This is a genomic window from Mycobacterium sp. shizuoka-1 (assembly GCF_002723835.1).
Classification (GTDB): domain Bacteria; phylum Actinomycetota; class Actinomycetes; order Mycobacteriales; family Mycobacteriaceae; genus Mycobacterium.
Genome location: NZ_BEWG01000099.1, coordinates 16,630 through 33,312, shown reverse-complemented (window position 1 = coordinate 33,312; position 16,683 = coordinate 16,630). Strand labels below are relative to the sequence as shown.

The window sequence follows — 16,683 nt, the reverse complement described above, 5'->3', positions numbered from 1 at the left end:
GCCACCATTGCCGCCGGCGCCACCGCCACCGCCGTTGCCGCCCTGGCCACCGAGGGCGCCGAGTAACCCCGCGCCGCCGGTACCGCCGGCGCCGCCCGCGCCGCCGGTGAATCCGGTGCCGCCGGCGGTGGGTGCGGTCGCGGAGTCAGTCCCCGCCGTGCCGTCACCCGCGGCCCCGCCGCTGCCGCCGTTGCCCCCCGCGCCGCCGGTGCCACTGGCGCCGTAAGCGGCCCCGCCGTTGCCGCCGTTGCCGCCGGCCAGCCCCACGCCCGGACTGTTCGCGCCGTTGCCGCCGGCCCCGCCGGTGGCGGAGCCCGCGGACAAATAGTTGTAGGCCATACCGCCGTCGCCGCCGGCCCCGCCGACTGTGGCGCCGGCGCCACCGGCGCCACCGTTGCCGCCGACGGCCGTGCCCACCGGAACGGGCACAGTGCTGTTGAGGGTGAAGTCATAGGGGCCCAGGATCGCGATGCCGCCCTGGCCGCCGGCTCCGCCGGCTCCGATCGTGCCGGCACCGCCCTGACCGCCGGCTCCGGCGACGGCGCTTCCAAACCCGAAACTGTTGGCGACACCGCCGGCGCCGCCGGCGCCACCCGTGCCGCCGGTGCCCCCCTGGCCACCCGTGCCGCCGAACAGAATGCCGCCGCCACCCGTGCCGCCGGTGCCGCCGGTCCCGGTGTCGCTGTTACCGCCGGTGCCGCCGGCGCCGGGCAGGTTCAGGTAGCCGCCCGCCCCGCCGGATCCGCCGCTGCCGCCGTTGCCACTGCCCAGGCCAGCGCCACCGGCCCCGCCGTTACCGCTGTTACCTCCGCCGATCAGCCCGCCCTGCCCACCGGTGCCGCCTGCGCCGCCGGACTGCCCGGAGGTCGTGGCATTGCCGCCGGCACCGCCCGCACCTCCAGATCCGAACCAGAGCGCGGATCCGCCGTTGCCGCCGGCCTGACCGGCCGCGCCGGCGCCGCCTTTGCCGCCGTTGCCGATCAGTCCGGCGAGGCCGCCGTTGCCACCGGCCAGGCCGGAACCGGTCGGCGCCGACCACCCGTCGCCACCATCGCCGAAAAGCCATCCGCCGGGCTTGCCGTTCGGGCTGTCCGCCGTCCCGTCGGCGCCGTTGCCGACCAGTGGGCGTCCGGTCAGCACCGTGATGGGGTCGACGTAGGCGTTGGCCTTCGGTCTTTTGGCGGCGGTAATGGACAGTGTCGTCAAAGAGGGGAGCGGGCCGGCCGGAAGGACGTGCGGATGCGCCCGCAGGACAGCGGGGCGGGCAGGGGAGTGCGTTGGCCGCCGCGGGCCGCCGACGCCGGGTGTGCGGGCGCTGCTGCCTTCGGTGCGGGTGTCCGATGTGTTTCGGCCCGGGTTTCCGGCTTTGGTGCTTGCTTCTCGCTGGCTTGTCGAGTCGGCGTGGGCGACGCCGGTCGCTGCGGCCATGGACGCGCAAAAACCCACGGTGACAGCGCCGGCTCCAAGCCAGATGGAGATTGTGCTGGGCGAGCGCCGGGTGCGGCCGCGGGCGGCCTGAGCCCTGGTGCGACGCGACGCACGGTGCTTTGCAGACATCTTTGCCCCCAAGACGCTATGCCACCAAGTAGGAAAGTTTAGCAACGTTTGGTGCTTTTTATGTGATGTAAAGCCATCGCGTTCGGATGTCAGATTACTGCAGTAAAAGTCCAGCTAGTGGCCAGTTATTCCGCGTGGCCCAGAGTTGACAGAATTGACAGATACCGGAAGTTGTTCATAATTTGAACTAAATAGCTTTGCCTTAGCTAATTTATATTCCGTGGAGGCCGATACTTGCTAGAAATCCCGAATCTGCGCAAGTTTGCTCCGCCGACTGGAGTCCAGGAACACTGCAAACTTAGGTGTCGCCAAAGCCGTGGCGGGGTGGACTAATGGTCAGGCCGCGACAGCACGACCAGTGGATTACGGCCCGAACCTAGCGGGCGGACGATCCCTTGCCGGTTCGCGCCGCGCCGGCCGTCGACTTGCTCGTCCCCCCGGATGCCGACGGCTTGGCGGTCTTCTTCGAGCCGGCAACCCGCGAGACAACAGTCTTCTTGCTGCGTGCCGCCGCCGAGGTTGTGGAGGTGTCGGGCGTGACGGCGGATGCCGCCGCTGAGAGGGCGGCCTTCCTGCTGCTGCCGACTGCAGCCGCACCGCCGGCACTGCTGCCGTTGATGTTGATGCCCGGCAGGGACCTGTTGATGGTTTTCAAAGTCTCACCGATTGCGCCGGCAATGGCGAACGGACCCAAGCCGGCGGTCACGGTGTTGTTGTCGCCGAAGAAGTTGAACGCCAGGCTCAGCGTCGTGTTGGGGAACGGTCCCTGCGACGACACCTGATTCCCGTTGCCCAGAACGTTGCCGGCAGCGGTCAGGATGCCCTGCGCGAACACGGTGCTGGCGCCCAGGATATTGGTGGTCGAACTCAGAAATCCCTGTGTCCACGCGGTGCCAGCCGAGCCGATGTTGAGCGCTAGATTGCCGAAGCCGCCCGCATTCGTGCCCTTCGACCCGTCCCCGCCGGAGGCGCTGGCCAGCGTCAGATTGAATACGCCGATATTGGTCATCTGGCCCGGTCCGATCTGGAACCCGAGGTTGCCGAAGCCCGAGACGCCCGTCGACTGAGAGCCGCTGGTGCCGGTCAAGATGCCGATGGCGAAATTGAGTGCACCCATCGCTGCCGAACTACCTGCGCCTTGTTGCCAAGCCAGGTTCATGAGTCCGGGCAGCGCCGATGCCCGCGCGTCGTCACCGACAGCCACCGCGAAGCTCAAAAAGCTCAGGGTCGTTGCCGAAACTGCCTGATTGCCCAACGAAATCGCACCGCTGAAGAACCCATTGCCCGCATTCGCCGTCGCACCGGCGCCGATCCCGATCGCGATGCTGGTGAGGTTGCTCGTGCAGCCGCCGCCGTTTCCGATACCGAAAGCGGAGATGCACGACGCATTGGCTGCGGGGGCTTCGCCGAGGGACCCGGCAGCGAGGGCACTCGCCGCCACAGCTGCAAGCAGCACACCACTTTTCGCGCGAACCTGAGTCATCGACAAGCCCTGTAGGTGTATGTAACTTTGCTGAATGGGACCGTACCTAACGCGGTTGGAGCTTACAGCTTTTACTGCGGATATTCACCCACGCTTTCCAGTCAGTGGACTCGAGGGCTGGACGGACGTCGGGGGCCGACGCTGACCCGCCGTGGGCCAATGATTGCGCTGTCGCTCCTCTGGGGAACGTAGCCGCAGTTCAGACAGCATCCCGCAGGCCGCGGGGAGTGCATGCGGCACGAACTGGCCACTGTGATTAGCCCGATGTCGCAGCCATCCGTCGATCGCCGCCGCAGCGTGTCACATGACCTGAAGTGAGTATTTGGGCAACGAAACAGCATTCGGTGCAACTATTTGCCCTCTTAAGCAATCCACTGCCGAGACGACAAGTGTGCTTGGCCGGACCGTTAGGCGACCATCGACGAATCGCCGAAGCCGGTGTTATTGCTTTCGGTGCTTCCCGCCGCTGCGTGCGCCGGTGGTGGAGCTGGACTTGGCGCTGTCGCCGGCGTCGCTGGCCGAGTCGGGCTTGCGGTGGCGGCCGCCTGCCGAACCCGCGGTCGTGCCGGTGTCACTGAGGGCGCTGGCGCTGTGCCGGCCGGACGACTCCGACGCCCGATGGCGTCCTGAGCCCGCCGTCGCGACGGTTCGGGTGCCGCCACTGTCGTGCGCGCTGTCGTCGGTCGGGGCTGACGTCGCGTCGTCATTGTCATCAGCGGACGGAACGACTGTGCTCGCCGTCGTGGGCGTGCTGAGTTCGGCGACCACTGGGCCGCTTCTGCGGCTGTGGCCGACTCCTTCTTCGGGAGTCCCGGCGGCGGGCGGTGGCACGGGGACAGGGACTGCCGGCAGGTGCACGGGGGGCAGCGAAATTCCGCCGGTGGGAAAAGGCAAACCTCCCGTGGGCAGCGAGAACCCGCCAGATGGCCAGGAAAATTGCGGCAGGCGGGGGCGAATGTTGTTGAAGTTGATGCCGGGGCCCTTGAGAAAGAGCGTCTGGGCTTCTTGGTTGAACGAGGTCACGAAGGACAACGGGCCGTTGAGCGCAGTGAGGACATTGTCCAGGCCAAACGAGCTCACCACGAAGCTCAGTGGGACCGGGAAGCCGGTCTGCGACAGCAACTCGACCACGTTGCCGTTGCCGATGAAATTCACGGCCGCACTCAACAGCCCCTGAACCGTGACGGTGTTGGTGCCCAGAACGTTCGCGGCGGTGGTGAGCAGGCCCTGCGCGAATACGCTGCCCGCGTCGCCGAGGAGGTTGAGCGCCCAGGTGCCGATGCCGCCGGCGGCGGTGTTCTGCAGCCCCCCGCCGTGTTGCACGATGCTGAACGCCAGGTTGAGCAGGCCGAGGGCGGTCACCGTCCCCGCGCCGATCTGCAGCGCCAGGTTGCCGACCCCGGACGCCCCGGTCGACTGGTAGCCGCCACCGTTCGGGAGGCCGACGACGGTGTTCAACCCGCCGATTGCCGCGGCGGTGCCTGCGCCGATCTGCAACACGAAATTGCCGAGGCCCATGGCGCTGGCGGAGGTCCCTGCACCGCTGGTGGCGGCGCCGATGACGAAGTTGAGCAGTCCCCCCAGTGTCGCCGAGGTGCCCGGGCCGAACTGCAGATTGATTCCCAGCGCCGCCCCGAGCGTGGAGGCCACTGCACCGGCGCCGAACGCCCCGGCGAAGTTGAAGGCCGCGATATTGGTGATGGCGGAGGCCCCGGCGCCGATCGCGACGGCACCACCGAACAGCGCATTGCCGGCGTTCGCCGTCGCGCCCGGACCGATCGCGATCGCCAGGGTGGTGAGGTTGCTTGTGCACCCGTTGCCGTTGTTCAACCCGAAGGCCGAAAAGCAGTCCGCGCGAGCGGTTGGCGCTGGAGTGAATGCCCCGGCCGCGAGCGCAGTGGAGACCAACGCGCCGAGCGCCGCGTTACGTGAACTCCGAACCCGCCCCACCGACATCTCCGTCGCTCGTACGTTTCTTTGCTGGTTTGGACCGTACCGGACAACCGTGTGCTACTGACAGTCTTCCCATGGATCGTCGGCCAGGATTCTAGCTAGTGCTGTGCGGCAAACTTATTGGCGTTGGCCGCCGTCACCGCCGAGATGGGTGCCCCCGGCAGGATTCGAACCTGCGGCCTTCTGCTCCGGAGGCAGACGCTCTATCCCCTGAGCTACGGGGGCGCACGCACAGTTGCGCCATTGGGCTCAGACAGCCTAACGCATCCCGGGCACTGCTCCGTCCTGCCCGCCGTGACCTGTCCCCGGGATCCGGATTCGGGCCGTGACCACGCCAGACCATAGGATGACCCCGTGACACCCGCCGACCTCGCCGAACTGCTCAGGAACACCGCCACCGCGGTGCTCACCGAGCACGACCTGGACCCCGCCGCCCTGCCCGGGACGGTGACCGTCGAGCGTCCGCGCAACCCCGAACACGGCGACTACGCGACCAACCTGGCCCTGCAGGTGGGCAAGAAGGTCGGCGCCAACCCTCGCGAGCTGGCCGGCTGGCTGGCCGCCGCGCTGGCCGCCGCCGACGGCATCGCCGCGGCCGAGGTCGCCGGCCCCGGCTTCGTCAACCTGCGCATCGAGGCCTCGGCCCAAGGCGTCATCGTGGAGAACATCCTCGCCGCGGGACCCAGCTACGGAACCTCGCAGGCGCTCGCCGGCACCCGCATCAACCTGGAATTCGTCTCGGCGAACCCGACCGGCCCGATCCACATCGGCGGCACCCGGTGGGCCGCGGTCGGCGACGCGCTGGGCCGGCTGTTGAGCACCCAGGGCGCCGACGTGGTGCGCGAGTACTACTTCAACGACCATGGCGCCCAGATTGACCGGTTCACGAACTCGCTGGTCGCCGCCGCGAAGGGGGAGCCGACCCCGGCGGACGGCTACGCCGGCGACTACATCAACGACATCGCCGCGCAGGTGCTGGCCAAGGCCCCCGATGCGTTGCAGCTGCGCGGCGACGAGCAGAAGGAGACCTTCCGCTCCATCGGCGTGGACCTGATGTTCGACCACATCAAGAAATCGCTGCACGACTTCGGCACCGATTTCGACGTGTACACCCACGAAGACTCCATGCACACCAGCGGACGGGTCGATCAGGCGATCGCCAAGCTGCGCCAGACCGGCAACATCTATGAGAAGGACGGCGCAACCTGGTTGCGCACAACGGAATTCGGCGACGACAAGGATCGCGTCGTCATCAAGAGCGACGGGCAGCCGGCCTACATCGCCGGCGACCTGGCCTACTACCTCGACAAGCGGCAGCGCGGCTTCGATCTGTGTATCTACATGCTCGGTGCCGACCACCACGGCTACATCGCCCGGCTCAAGGCGGCGGCCGCGGCCCTGGGCGACGACCCCGACACCGTCGAGGTGTTGATCGGCCAGATGGTCAATCTGGTGCGTGACGGCCAGCCGGTGCGGATGAGCAAGCGGGCCGGCACCGTGATCACCCTCGACGACCTCGTCGAGGCCATCGGGGTGGACGCCGCCCGGTACGCACTGACCCGGTCCTCGGTGGACACCCCGATCGACATCGACCTGCAACTGTGGTCGTCGGCCTCCAACGAAAACCCGGTGTACTACGTGCAATACGCGCACGCCCGGCTTTCGGCGCTGGCCCGTAACGCGGCCGATCTGGGCCTGGAGCCCGATACCGCGCATCTGGAACTGCTCACCCACGACAAAGAAGGTGCGCTGGTCCGCAACCTCGGCGAGTTCGCTCGGGTGCTCAATTCCGGTGCCTCGCTGCGTGAACCGCACCGGGTGTGCCGCTATCTGGAGGATCTTGCCGGTGACTACCACCGGTTCTACGACTCCTGCCGGGTGTTGCCGCAAGGCGACGAGGAGCCCGGCGACCTGCACCGGGCCCGGCTGGCCCTGTGTGCGGCCACTCGTCAGGTGATCGCCAACGGCCTGGGCATCCTCGGGGTGTCCGCACCGGAGCGGATGTGAACGCTCACCCCGCCGGACCGCGTCACGCCGAGGAAATTCACCACGGCGGCGCGCCCGCCCGGCCGCTGACCGCCGCCGAGGCGCTGGCGCTGGCGCCGAATGTGTGGCCGCGCAATCTGATTCGTGGGGACGACGGCGAGGTGTCGATCGCCGCGGTGACGGTGACCGACCTCGCCGCCGAGTACGGCACGCCGCTGTTCGTCATCGACGAGGACGACTTCCGCGGCCGGTGCCGCGAGATCGCCGCGGCGTTCGGCGGCGGCCGCAATGTGCACTACGCGGGCAAGGCCTTCCTGTGCAGTGAGATTGCCCGCTGGGTGGACCAAGAGGGCTTATCGCTGGACGTCGCGAGCGGCGGCGAACTCGCTGTTGCGCTGCACGCCGGCTTCCCGGCCGAGCGGATCGCATTCCACGGCAACAACAAATCCGTCGACGAACTCACCACCGCGGTCAAGTCGGGTGTCGGGCACATCGTGCTGGACTCGATGACCGAGATCGAGCGTCTCGACACCATCGCCGGGGAAGCCGGCGTGGTGCAGGACGTCCTGCTGCGGGTCACGGTCGGCGTCGAGGCGCATACCCACGAGTTCATCGCGACCGCTCACGAGGACCAGAAGTTCGGTCTGTCGCTGGCCAGCGGTGCCGCCATGGCCGGCGTGCGCCGGGTGTTCGCCACCGACCATCTGCGGCTGGTCGGCCTGCACAGTCACATCGGCTCGCAGATCTTCGACGTGGCGGGCTTCGAGTTGGCCGCCCACCGGGTGATCGGCCTGTTGCGCGACGTCGTCGCCGAGTTCGGGGTGGACAAGACCGCCCAGATCGCCACCGTCGACTTGGGCGGGGGATTGGGTATCTCCTATCTGCCGCAAGATGATCCGCCGCCGGTGGCGGATCTCGCGGCCAAGCTCGGCGCGATCGTGCGCAGTGAATCGGCGGCGGTGGGTCTGCCCGCACCGCGGCTGGTCGTCGAGCCGGGCCGGGCGATCGCCGGTCCGGGCACGGTCACGCTCTATCAGGTGGGCACCGTCAAAGATGTCGCGATCGGCGCGGGTGCGGTGCGGCGCTATGTCAGCGTCGACGGCGGGATGAGTGACAACATCCGGACCTCGCTGTATGGCGCCGAGTACGACGTCCGGCTGGTCTCCCGTGTTACCGATGCGGCGCCGACACTGTCGCGGGTCGTCGGAAAGCACTGTGAGAGCGGCGATATCGTCGTCCGAGACGCCTGGATCCCGGGGGATGTCCAACCCGGCGATCTGCTGGCGGTGGCCGCCACCGGCGCCTACTGCTATTCGATGTCGAGTCGGTACAACCTGATCGGCCGTCCCGCCGTGGTGGCCGTGCGCGACGGGCGGGCCCGCCTGATCCTGCGCCGGGAGACCGTCGACGACCTGCTGAGTCTGGAAGTGAGGTAACAGCCAAATGGGTACACCCGAAAAGGCCATAGGGGTCGCAGTATTGGGACTCGGCAATGTCGGCAGCGAGGTTGTCCGGATCATCGAGGAAAGCGCGCCCGACCTGGCCGCGCGAATCGGGGCGCCGCTGGAGTTGCGCGGCGTCGCGGTCCGGCAGGTCACCGGCGACCGCGGGTTGCCGGTGGAGATGCTCACCGACAACGTCGAGGAGCTGGTGTCCCGCGCCGACGTCGACCTCGTCGTCGAGGTGATGGGCCCGGTCGAGCCCGCCCGCAAGGCGATCCTCACAGCGCTCGAGGGCGGCAAGTCGGTGGTGACCGCGAACAAGGCGCTGCTGGCCCAGTCCACCGGCGAGTTGGCGCAGGCGGCCGAGCGGGCGCATGTCGATCTGTACTTCGAAGCCGCCGTCGCCGGGGCCATCCCGGTGATCCGGCCGCTTACGCAGTCGCTGGCCGGCGACACCGTGCTGCGGGTGGCGGGAATCGTCAACGGCACCACCAACTACATCCTCTCCGAAATGGCCTCCACTGGAGCCGATTACAGCTCCGCGCTGGCCGACGCCAGTGCGCTGGGCTACGCCGAGGCGGATCCGACCGCCGATGTCGAGGGCTACGACGCCGCCGCCAAAGCTGCGATCCTGGCCTCGATCGCGTTCCACACCCGGGTCACCGCCGACGACGTCTACCGGGAGGGCATCTCCAAGATCACGCCGGAGGACTTCGAATCGGCCAAGGCGCTGGGCTGCACCATCAAGCTGCTCTCGATCTGCGAGCGTGTCACCGGAAGTGATGGCCAGCAGCGGGTTTCGGCTCGGGTATATCCGGCGCTGGTGCCGTTGACCCATCCGCTGGCCACTGTCAACGGGGCCTTCAATGCGGTCGTGGTGGAGGCCGAAGCCGCCGGCCGGCTGATGTTCTACGGCCAGGGAGCCGGTGGTGCGCCGACGGCGTCGGCGGTGATGGGCGATCTGGTGATGGCCGCGCGTAACCGCGTGCAGGGTGGCCGGGGTCCGCGCGAGTCCAAGTATGCGCAGCTGCCTATCGCGCCGATGGGCATGATCCCCACCCGGTACTACGTCAGCATGACGGTGACCGACCGCCCCGGTGTGTTGTCCTCGGTGGCAGCCGAATTCGCCAAGCGTGAGGTCAGCATCGCCGAGGTGCGCCAGGAGGGCATCGTCGACGAGGGTGGCCAGCCCACCGGCGCGCGCATCGTCGTGGTTACCCACCGCGCCACCGATTCCGCCTTGTCCGAGACGGTAGCCGCGTTGGCTGACCACGAGGCGGTCCAGGAAGTCAACAGCGTGCTGCGGTTGGAAGGAACCAGCGAATGAGCTCGACGAAATCGCCTGCCGTGCACACCCCGTGGCCCGGCTTGATCGCCGCCTACCGGGACCGGCTGCCGGTGGCGGCGGACTGGACGCCGGTCACTTTGCTCGAGGGCGGAACCCCGTTGGTCAGCGCGCCCCGGCTGTCGGAAAAGACAGGCTGCACCGTGCATTTGAAGGTTGAGGGCCTCAACCCGACCGGCTCCTTCAAAGATCGCGGTATGACGATGGCCGTCACCGACGCCGTCGCCCGCGGCCAGCGCGCGGTGCTGTGCGCCTCGACCGGAAACACCTCGGCCTCGGCGGCGGCCTACGCCGCCCGGGCCGGCATCACCTGCGCGGTGCTGATCCCGCAGGGCAAGATCGCGATGGGCAAGCTGGCGCAAGCAGTCATGCACGGCGCCAAGATCATCCAGATCGACGGCAACTTCGACGACTGCCTGGAGCTGGCCCGCAAGCTCACCGCCGACTACCCGACCATCGCGCTGGTGAACAGCGTGAACCCGGTGCGCATCGAAGGTCAGAAGACCGCGGCGTTCGAGATCGTCGATGCGCTGGGCGCGGCCCCGGATGTGCACGCGCTGCCGGTCGGCAACGCCGGCAACATCACCGCCTACTGGCGGGGCTACACCGAGTACCACCGGGACGGGCTTTCCGACCGGCTGCCCAGGATGCTGGGTACGCAGGCCGCCGGTGCGGCCCCGCTGGTCTCCGGTAAGCCGGTGACCAACCCCGAGACCATCGCCACCGCGATCCGGATCGGCTCGCCGGCGTCGTGGGATGGTGCGGTGGCCGCGCAGCAGGAGTCGGGGGGCCGTTTCCTGGCCGCCACCGACGACGAGATCCTGGCCGCCTATCACCTGGTCGCCGAGGCCGAGGGCGTGTTCGTCGAGCCGGCGTCGGCGGCCAGCATCGCAGGCCTGCTCAAGTCGATCGAGGACGGCTGGGTCAAGCCCGGTTCCACCGTGGTGTGCACGGTGACCGGTAACGGCCTCAAGGATCCCGACACCGCGCTGCGCGACATGCCGGTGGTCGAGGCGGTGCCGGTCGATCCGGGTGCCGTCGTCGCCGCGCTGGGCCTGGCCTGAGAAGCGGATCTGCGGTGACCGTCAACCTGCCTGCCGGCCTGACCGCGACCGCCACGGTCGCGGCGTCGAGCGCCAACCTGGGCCCGGGCTTCGACAGCTTGGGCCTGGCGCTGGCGCTCTACGACGAGATCGACGTGGAGACCACCGACGCCGGCTTGATCATCGAGGTCGAGGGGGAGGGCGCCGGGCAGGTGCCGCTGGGCCCGCAGCATCTGGTGGTGCGCGCGCTGCACCGCGGGCTGGCGGCCGGTGGGGTGGAGGTCCCCGGGCTCGTCGTGCGGTGCCGCAACGCGATCCCGCACTCGCGCGGCCTCGGCTCGTCGGCCGCGGCGGTCGTCGGAGGCCTCGCTGCAGCGAATGGTCTTCTGGCACAAGCGGATCGGGACCTGCTGACCGAGGCTCAGCTGATCCAGCTGGCCTCGGAATTCGAAGGCCACCCGGACAACGCATCGGCCTCGGTGCTCGGTGGCGCGGTGGTGTCGTGGGCGGACACCCAGACCACGCCGCCGGCCTATGCGGCGGTGCGGTTGCGGCTGCATCCGGACATTCGCGTCTTCCCGGGGATCCCGCAGGTGAAGTCGTCGACCGCCGAGACACGGGTCCTGCTTCCCGAGCAGGTCACGCACGAGGCCGCCCGCTTCAATCTGAGCCGGGCGGCGTTGCTGGTGGTCGCGCTCACGGAACGGCCGGACTTGCTGATGACGGCCACCGACGACGTTCTGCATCAACCGCAGCGGGGACCGGCCATGCCCGCCTCGGCGGAATACATCCAGGTGTTGCGGCGTTGTGGGGTGGCAGCGGTGCTGTCCGGTGCTGGTCCAGCCGTTCTGGCGCTGACAACTGATGCAGAGCTACCGGCCGAGGCAGTGGAGTTCGGCACCGCGAAGGGATTCACCGTCAGCGAGATGGGCGTCGGCGAAGCAGTTCGCTGGAGCTCAGGTGTCGCGGTCAGGCGTTGAGTTGCGCACACGCCGGTGGGGGTTTCTTGCTTTCCGGCGGTCGGGGGAGCTATTCTCGGTGCCGTCCAGGCAATCGCAGCGACTGTTCCTGCGCCGACACTAGGACGACCACCAATTTCTCTTGTGTTCAACTCGTGGACCGACGGTTCGCCATCTAGCCGCGTATCCCGGCGATCACCGTTGACGCACAGACGATGGTGAGACTTCGCATTCAGCGAATCGGCTGAATGCCAGAACCCCTTGCCCCGACGAATGGGTGAGGGAAAGAAAGGAAATCCGTGACCGATACGGACCTGATCACGGCTGGAGAGCGCGCCCCGCACACGGATGCGCCCGCTGTGACCGCAGACATCCCCTCGGCGCCTGATTCTCGACCGGAAGCGGCCTCTGCGGCCGGCCCGAGTGCGGAAGCCGGCCGTTCCGGCTCGCTGTCGACAATGGTCCTGCCCGAGCTGCGCGCCCTGGCCAACAAAGTTGGTGTCAAGGGCACGTCCGGGATGCGCAAGAGCGATCTCATCGCCGCAATCAAGGAGCATCAGAACGGCGGCAACGGCAGTAGTCAGCGCCCCGCCGAGGCCGCCCCTGCGCCGGCTGCCGAGGCTGCGGCCGCCCCTGCGCCGGCCGCCGAGCAGCCGGCCGCCGAGGCCGCGCCTGCGCCGGCCGCCGAGCCGCGCGAGAACGCCGAACCCACCGGGGGCGAGCCGCGGCGCCGTGAGCGCCGGACGGCCACCCGCGACGCCGGTGCGGCCGGTGGCGAGAACGCCCCGCAGAAATCGCAGGACAATCGCCCCGAACAGGGCGAGAAGCCGGCTGAGGCCAAGACCGAGAACCGCGAGAACCGCGACCAGCAGGGCGGCGGCCAGAACCGCGACCAGCAGGGCGGCGGCCAGAACCGCGATCAGAACCGCGACCAGCAAGGCGGCGGCCAGCAAAACCGCGGCGGCGGCGACGACGCCAACCGCGACGACGACGACCGCGGCGGCCGTCGGGGCCGCCGGTTCCGTGACCGCCGGCGCCGCGGTGAGCGCCAGGGCGGTGAAGGCGGCGGCAACGAGGCCGAGCTGCGCGAGGACGACGTCGTCCAGCCGGTCGCCGGCATCCTCGACGTGCTCGACAACTACGCGTTCGTCCGTACCTCGGGCTACCTCGCCGGCCCCAACGACGTCTACGTCTCGATGAACATGGTGCGCAAGAACGGCCTGCGCCGCGGTGACGCCGTCACCGGCGCGGTCCGCGTGCCCAAGGAAGGCGAGCAGAACAACCAGCGGCAAAAGTTCAACCCGCTGGTGCGCCTCGACAGCGTCAACGGCGGCCCGGTCGAGGCGGCCAAGAACCGTCCCGAGTTCGGCAAGCTGACCCCGCTGTACCCGAACCAGCGGCTGCGGCTGGAGACCACCACCGAGAAGCTGACGACCCGGGTGATCGACCTGATCATGCCGATCGGCAAGGGGCAGCGCGCCCTGATCGTGTCGCCGCCCAAGGCCGGTAAGACCACGATCATGCAGGACATCGCCAACGCGATCACCCGCAACAACCCCGAGTGCCACCTGATGGTGGTGCTGGTCGACGAGCGACCTGAAGAGGTCACCGACATGCAGCGCTCGGTCAAGGGTGAGGTCATCGCCTCCACCTTCGACCGCCCGCCCTCAGATCACACCCAGGCCGCCGAGCTGGCCATCGAGCGGGCCAAGCGCCTGGTCGAGCAGGGCAAGGACGTCGTCGTGCTGCTGGACTCGATCACCCGCCTGGGCCGCGCCTACAACAACGCCTCCCCGGCGTCGGGCCGCATCCTGTCCGGTGGTGTGGACTCGACCGCGCTGTACCCGCCCAAGCGGTTCCTCGGCGCGGCCCGCAACATCGAGCACGGCGGCTCGTTGACCATCATCGCGACGGCGATGGTGGAGACCGGTTCGACCGGTGACACCGTGATCTTCGAGGAGTTCAAGGGCACCGGTAACGCCGAGCTCAAGCTCGATCGCAAGATCGCCGAGCGCCGGGTGTTCCCCGCAGTCGACGTCAACCCATCGGGCACCCGCAAAGACGAGCTGTTGCTGAGCCCCGACGAGTTCGCGATCGTGCACAAGCTGCGCCGCGTGCTGTCCGGGCTGGACAGCCACCAGGCCATCGATCTGCTGATGAGCCAGCTGCGCAAGACCAAGAACAACTACGAGTTCCTGGTCCAGGTGTCCAAGACCGCTCCCGGCGGCCCCGCGGGCGCCGGCGACCTCGACTAATCCTCGACTTCGGCGCGCTAGCCGTCGCCAGGCGAACGTTTGCGCGCCGAAAAGCCGGCCTTAGCTCCGGAGCGCCTCCATGCCGGGGGCCAGCAGCCCGTCCAGTGCCGACCACGGCACCGTGATGGTCGGGGTGCCGTGGAAAAACTGGTAGTCGGCGAAGTGGATCTGCAGACCATCGGGGGTGGGGATCCAGTTGGCGAAGTTCGCCTCGGTCGGTGCGTTGCCCGGTTCGTCGGCCATCGGCGTGGGCCCCACTCCGCTGACCGCGGGAAGGAGCGTCTTGGTCTGTTCCGACAGCCTGTCCAGGCCGGCCTGCTTGTCGGTGAACAGATCCGACAGCGTGATCGGCTTCGCCGTTCGCGAGTCGATCACCACCGTGCTCACGGAGCTGGTCGGATGTGCGGCCGGCACGTGCACGTAGAGACCGCTGATCAGCTCTGAGACCGACGCGCCGCCGAAGTAGATCTGCGGCTGCGTGTCGAACGTCCACGTGCCGTCCGGGTCGGCATCTCGTTTCACCGGTTCGAGCTGACCGGCCGCCGACGCGTGCACCGCGCTGTTGAAGGCCCCGGCGACCCGGGGATCGCCTCCGGTGATGGTGTCGACGACCAGCGTCCAGCGACCCTTGCCGTCCGCGGTGGCGTCACCGGCGGTGGAGCGGGTGACCGAGTACTTCTGTTGGTTGGAGACCCCGCTGGCCGGGGCGGCGGTCGTCGGCGACGTCCCACCGTTCGCGGTCGTGGCGGTCGTGGTGGTTGCCGGTGTGCTTGTCGACCCGCCGCAAGCCGTGACTGCGATGGCCAGAATCGAGATCATGACCGCCCCCCGGCGGCTGGGTGTGCCCATGCTGGCATTCTCTCAGGCCGGCGGCCATCATCGATAGGGATCGGTGATTTCCCGCAGATCTGTCAGGGCCGCGCGAAGCTCGTGATAACGCTTGGCGCCCAGATGTTTTCGCCATTGCTGTTCGATCTTGACCACCGCGGCCGCCGCGGCGTGGCACAGGGCGGTCCCGGTATCGGTCAGGATGACCAGCCGGGCGCGGGCGTCGGCCGGGTCCGGAGCGCGGCGTACGTAACCCGCGGCCTCGAGCTGATCGACCAGCGCGCCCGCGGTCTGCTTGGTGACGCCGGCCTGCTCGGCCAGATCGGTCACCCGAATACCGTTGGGATCCATGCGTTGTAGTAGCCGGGCCTGCGCCAGGGTCAGGTCCTCGGCGGCGGCGCTCACGACTGCCATCACCGCAGCCTCGGCGGCCCGGTGGGCGATGAACATCAGCGTCGGCGTGCTGGGCTGGTCGTCGGCCATCCGTTGACTTTAGTACGTCAAGCTGTCTATTTTAGTCAGTAATCCTGACTAAAAGTCGGGCCAGGGCGAAGGGCTGACGGTGAACTCCGACGACATCTGGCATCACATCGACGAGCAGCGCAGCGGGCTGGCCGACCTGCTCGAAACCCTCAGCGCCGAGCAGTGGGCCACCGCGTCGCTGTGCGAGGGCTGGCAGGTGGGCCACGTCGCCGCCCACCTGACGCACTCGCAGATGGGCCCGGCCCGGGTGGCGTTGGAGGCGCTGAAGTCCGGCTTTCGATTCGATCCGATGATCAAGCGACTGGCCCTGCAGGACACCCGGTCCCAACCGCAGGTCGTCGCGGCGCTGCGGGCGATGGTGGGCAGTCGCAAGCACATCGTCGGCACCACCGCCGCCGACCCGCTCACCGACCTGCTGGTCCACGGCCAGGACATCGCCATGCCGCTGGGCATCGACCGGCCGGTTCCGCTGCCCGCGGCGGTCGCGGTGGCAAACCACCTGTGGCGCATGCGTTTTCCCATGCATCCGGCCAGCCGGGTCAAGGGCTTACGACTGATCGCGTCGGATGCTGATTTCGCCGTCGGCGAGGGCCGGCCGATTACGGCGCCGATGCGCGACATCCTGATGGTGCTCGCCGGCCGTCCGGTCTCGGCAGAACTCGACGCGCACCGCCGAGGCTGAGCGTCACTGCGCGGTGGGCACCCCGAGCAGGCCGGGCAGGACGTAGCGGCGCATGTAGCGCAGCACCGCGTCATGGTCGTCGGGGTCCAGCGTCTCGCCCGGCACCGTGCCGAGGCTGATCTGCACCCGGGCCACCCACTCGGCCGCCTCGTCGAGTTGGGTGTCGGCGTGGATCTCGCCGCGGTCGCGCGCCGCCTCGAGGTAGGGCTGCCAGAACCGGCCGAGGTCCGGCACCAGGCCCTGCACGCCGGCGCCCGCGCAGGCGGCGAACTCCTCGGGCTCGTCACGGCGCAGTTGCATCACCAGCGCGCCCGGGGAGTCGTAGGCGCTGCGCCCCAGCCGCACTCCGACGGCCAGCTGTTCCTCGAAGGTGTCGAGGGCGTCGAGAACCGCATGCGACTCGGCCCAGAACGCGTTGTTCAGGCGGACGATCGCCGCGCCCAGCAGTGACGCCTTGTCGGGGTAGTGCCGATAGAGCCAGCCGCGGGACACGCCCGCCGCCTCGGCCACCTCCGACACCGTGGTCGCCCGGATACCTTTGGCTCGCAGGCAGATTTCCGCGGCGTCGACCAGGCGTTCCTGGACGGATTTGGCTCCGTGCCGGCTGTCGGCGTCGGTGCTGGCAGTCACCTTGGTGATCCTCCTCGTCTCGACCCGACACTCCCGA

Annotated in this window: 13 protein-coding genes and 1 tRNA gene; 7 read left to right on the top strand and 7 right to left on the bottom strand. The window is 68.7% G+C overall.

What is annotated here, in order from left to right:
- From MSZK_RS33515 to MSZK_RS25305, 4 genes are all read right to left on the bottom strand, one after another.
- The coding region (locus MSZK_RS33515; RefSeq protein ID WP_371411383.1) for a PGRS repeat-containing protein at window positions 1-1,206 on the bottom strand (1,206 nt) is incomplete at its 3' end.
- A 727-nt stretch (window positions 1,207-1,933) separates the two neighbouring features.
- Window positions 1,934-3,040 (bottom strand): hypothetical protein, encoded by a 1,107-nt coding sequence (locus tag MSZK_RS25315; protein ID WP_142390006.1) that lies wholly within the window; start codon window positions 3,038-3,040, stop codon window positions 1,934-1,936.
- Window positions 3,041-3,481: 441 nt separating this feature from the next.
- On the bottom strand, window positions 3,482-4,990 hold the full coding sequence (locus MSZK_RS25310) for a hypothetical protein (RefSeq protein ID WP_142390005.1): 1,509 nt from the start codon (window positions 4,988-4,990) through the stop codon (window positions 3,482-3,484).
- Between the two features lie 155 nt (window positions 4,991-5,145).
- Window positions 5,146-5,218 (bottom strand) — tRNA-Arg (locus MSZK_RS25305).
- Between the two features lie 129 nt (window positions 5,219-5,347).
- Between MSZK_RS25305 and argS the strand changes: the two genes are divergently transcribed.
- From argS to rho, 6 genes are all read left to right on the top strand, one after another.
- Window positions 5,348-7,000, top strand: a complete 1,653-nt coding sequence (gene argS, locus MSZK_RS25300; RefSeq protein WP_099251290.1) for an arginine--tRNA ligase — start codon at window positions 5,348-5,350, stop codon at window positions 6,998-7,000.
- A gap of 35 nt (window positions 7,001-7,035) precedes the next feature.
- Window positions 7,036-8,415, top strand: coding sequence for a diaminopimelate decarboxylase (lysA, locus tag MSZK_RS25295; RefSeq protein ID WP_199203483.1), 1,380 nt, complete (start codon window positions 7,036-7,038; stop codon window positions 8,413-8,415).
- A 7-nt stretch (window positions 8,416-8,422) separates the two neighbouring features.
- A complete protein-coding gene (locus tag MSZK_RS25290) occupies window positions 8,423-9,748 on the top strand; it encodes a homoserine dehydrogenase (protein ID WP_099251288.1) in 1,326 nt (441 codons plus the stop codon).
- On the top strand, window positions 9,745-10,830 hold the full coding sequence (gene thrC / locus MSZK_RS25285) for a threonine synthase (protein WP_099251287.1): 1,086 nt from the start codon (window positions 9,745-9,747) through the stop codon (window positions 10,828-10,830). Before MSZK_RS25290 ends, thrC begins: the two co-directional genes overlap by 4 nt.
- A gap of 14 nt (window positions 10,831-10,844) precedes the next feature.
- On the top strand, window positions 10,845-11,789 hold the full coding sequence (gene thrB / locus MSZK_RS25280) for a homoserine kinase (protein WP_099251286.1): 945 nt from the start codon (window positions 10,845-10,847) through the stop codon (window positions 11,787-11,789).
- A 437-nt stretch (window positions 11,790-12,226) separates the two neighbouring features.
- Window positions 12,227-14,023: a transcription termination factor Rho gene (gene rho, locus MSZK_RS25275; protein ID WP_099251285.1), complete on the top strand. Its 1,797-nt coding sequence runs from the start codon at window positions 12,227-12,229 to the stop codon at window positions 14,021-14,023.
- A gap of 60 nt (window positions 14,024-14,083) precedes the next feature.
- Here rho and MSZK_RS25270 read toward each other — a convergent pair whose 3' ends face one another.
- Both MSZK_RS25270 and MSZK_RS25265 read right to left on the bottom strand, forming a co-directional pair.
- Window positions 14,084-14,872: an RsiV family protein gene (locus MSZK_RS25270; protein ID WP_233211509.1), complete on the bottom strand. Its 789-nt coding sequence runs from the start codon at window positions 14,870-14,872 to the stop codon at window positions 14,084-14,086.
- A gap of 27 nt (window positions 14,873-14,899) precedes the next feature.
- Window positions 14,900-15,334, bottom strand: a complete 435-nt coding sequence (locus MSZK_RS25265; RefSeq protein WP_099251284.1) for a MarR family winged helix-turn-helix transcriptional regulator — start codon at window positions 15,332-15,334, stop codon at window positions 14,900-14,902.
- A 79-nt stretch (window positions 15,335-15,413) separates the two neighbouring features.
- Between MSZK_RS25265 and MSZK_RS25260 the strand changes: the two genes are divergently transcribed.
- Window positions 15,414-16,016 carry a maleylpyruvate isomerase family mycothiol-dependent enzyme gene (locus MSZK_RS25260; protein WP_099251283.1) on the top strand — a complete coding sequence of 201 codons (603 nt, stop codon included), beginning with the start codon at window positions 15,414-15,416 and terminating at the stop codon, window positions 16,014-16,016.
- Window positions 16,017-16,019: 3 nt separating this feature from the next.
- Here MSZK_RS25260 and MSZK_RS25255 read toward each other — a convergent pair whose 3' ends face one another.
- A complete protein-coding gene (locus MSZK_RS25255) occupies window positions 16,020-16,646 on the bottom strand; it encodes a TetR/AcrR family transcriptional regulator (protein WP_099251282.1) in 627 nt (208 codons plus the stop codon).
- Window positions 16,647-16,683: the final 37 nt, after the last annotated feature.

Coding starts and splice junctions, on each gene's coding strand:
- MSZK_RS25315 (WP_142390006.1), bottom strand. CDS start 3,040: ATGACTCAGGTTCGCGCGAAAAGTGGTGTGCTGCTTGCAGCTGTGGCG.
- MSZK_RS25290 (WP_099251288.1), top strand. CDS start 8,423: ATGGGTACACCCGAAAAGGCCATAGGGGTCGCAGTATTGGGACTCGGC.
- thrC (WP_099251287.1), top strand. CDS start 9,745: ATGAGCTCGACGAAATCGCCTGCCGTGCACACCCCGTGGCCCGGCTTG.
- rho (WP_099251285.1), top strand. CDS start 12,227: ATGGTCCTGCCCGAGCTGCGCGCCCTGGCCAACAAAGTTGGTGTCAAG.
- MSZK_RS25270 (WP_233211509.1), bottom strand. CDS start 14,872: ATGGGCACACCCAGCCGCCGGGGGGCGGTCATGATCTCGATTCTGGCC.
- MSZK_RS25265 (WP_099251284.1), bottom strand. CDS start 15,334: ATGGCCGACGACCAGCCCAGCACGCCGACGCTGATGTTCATCGCCCAC.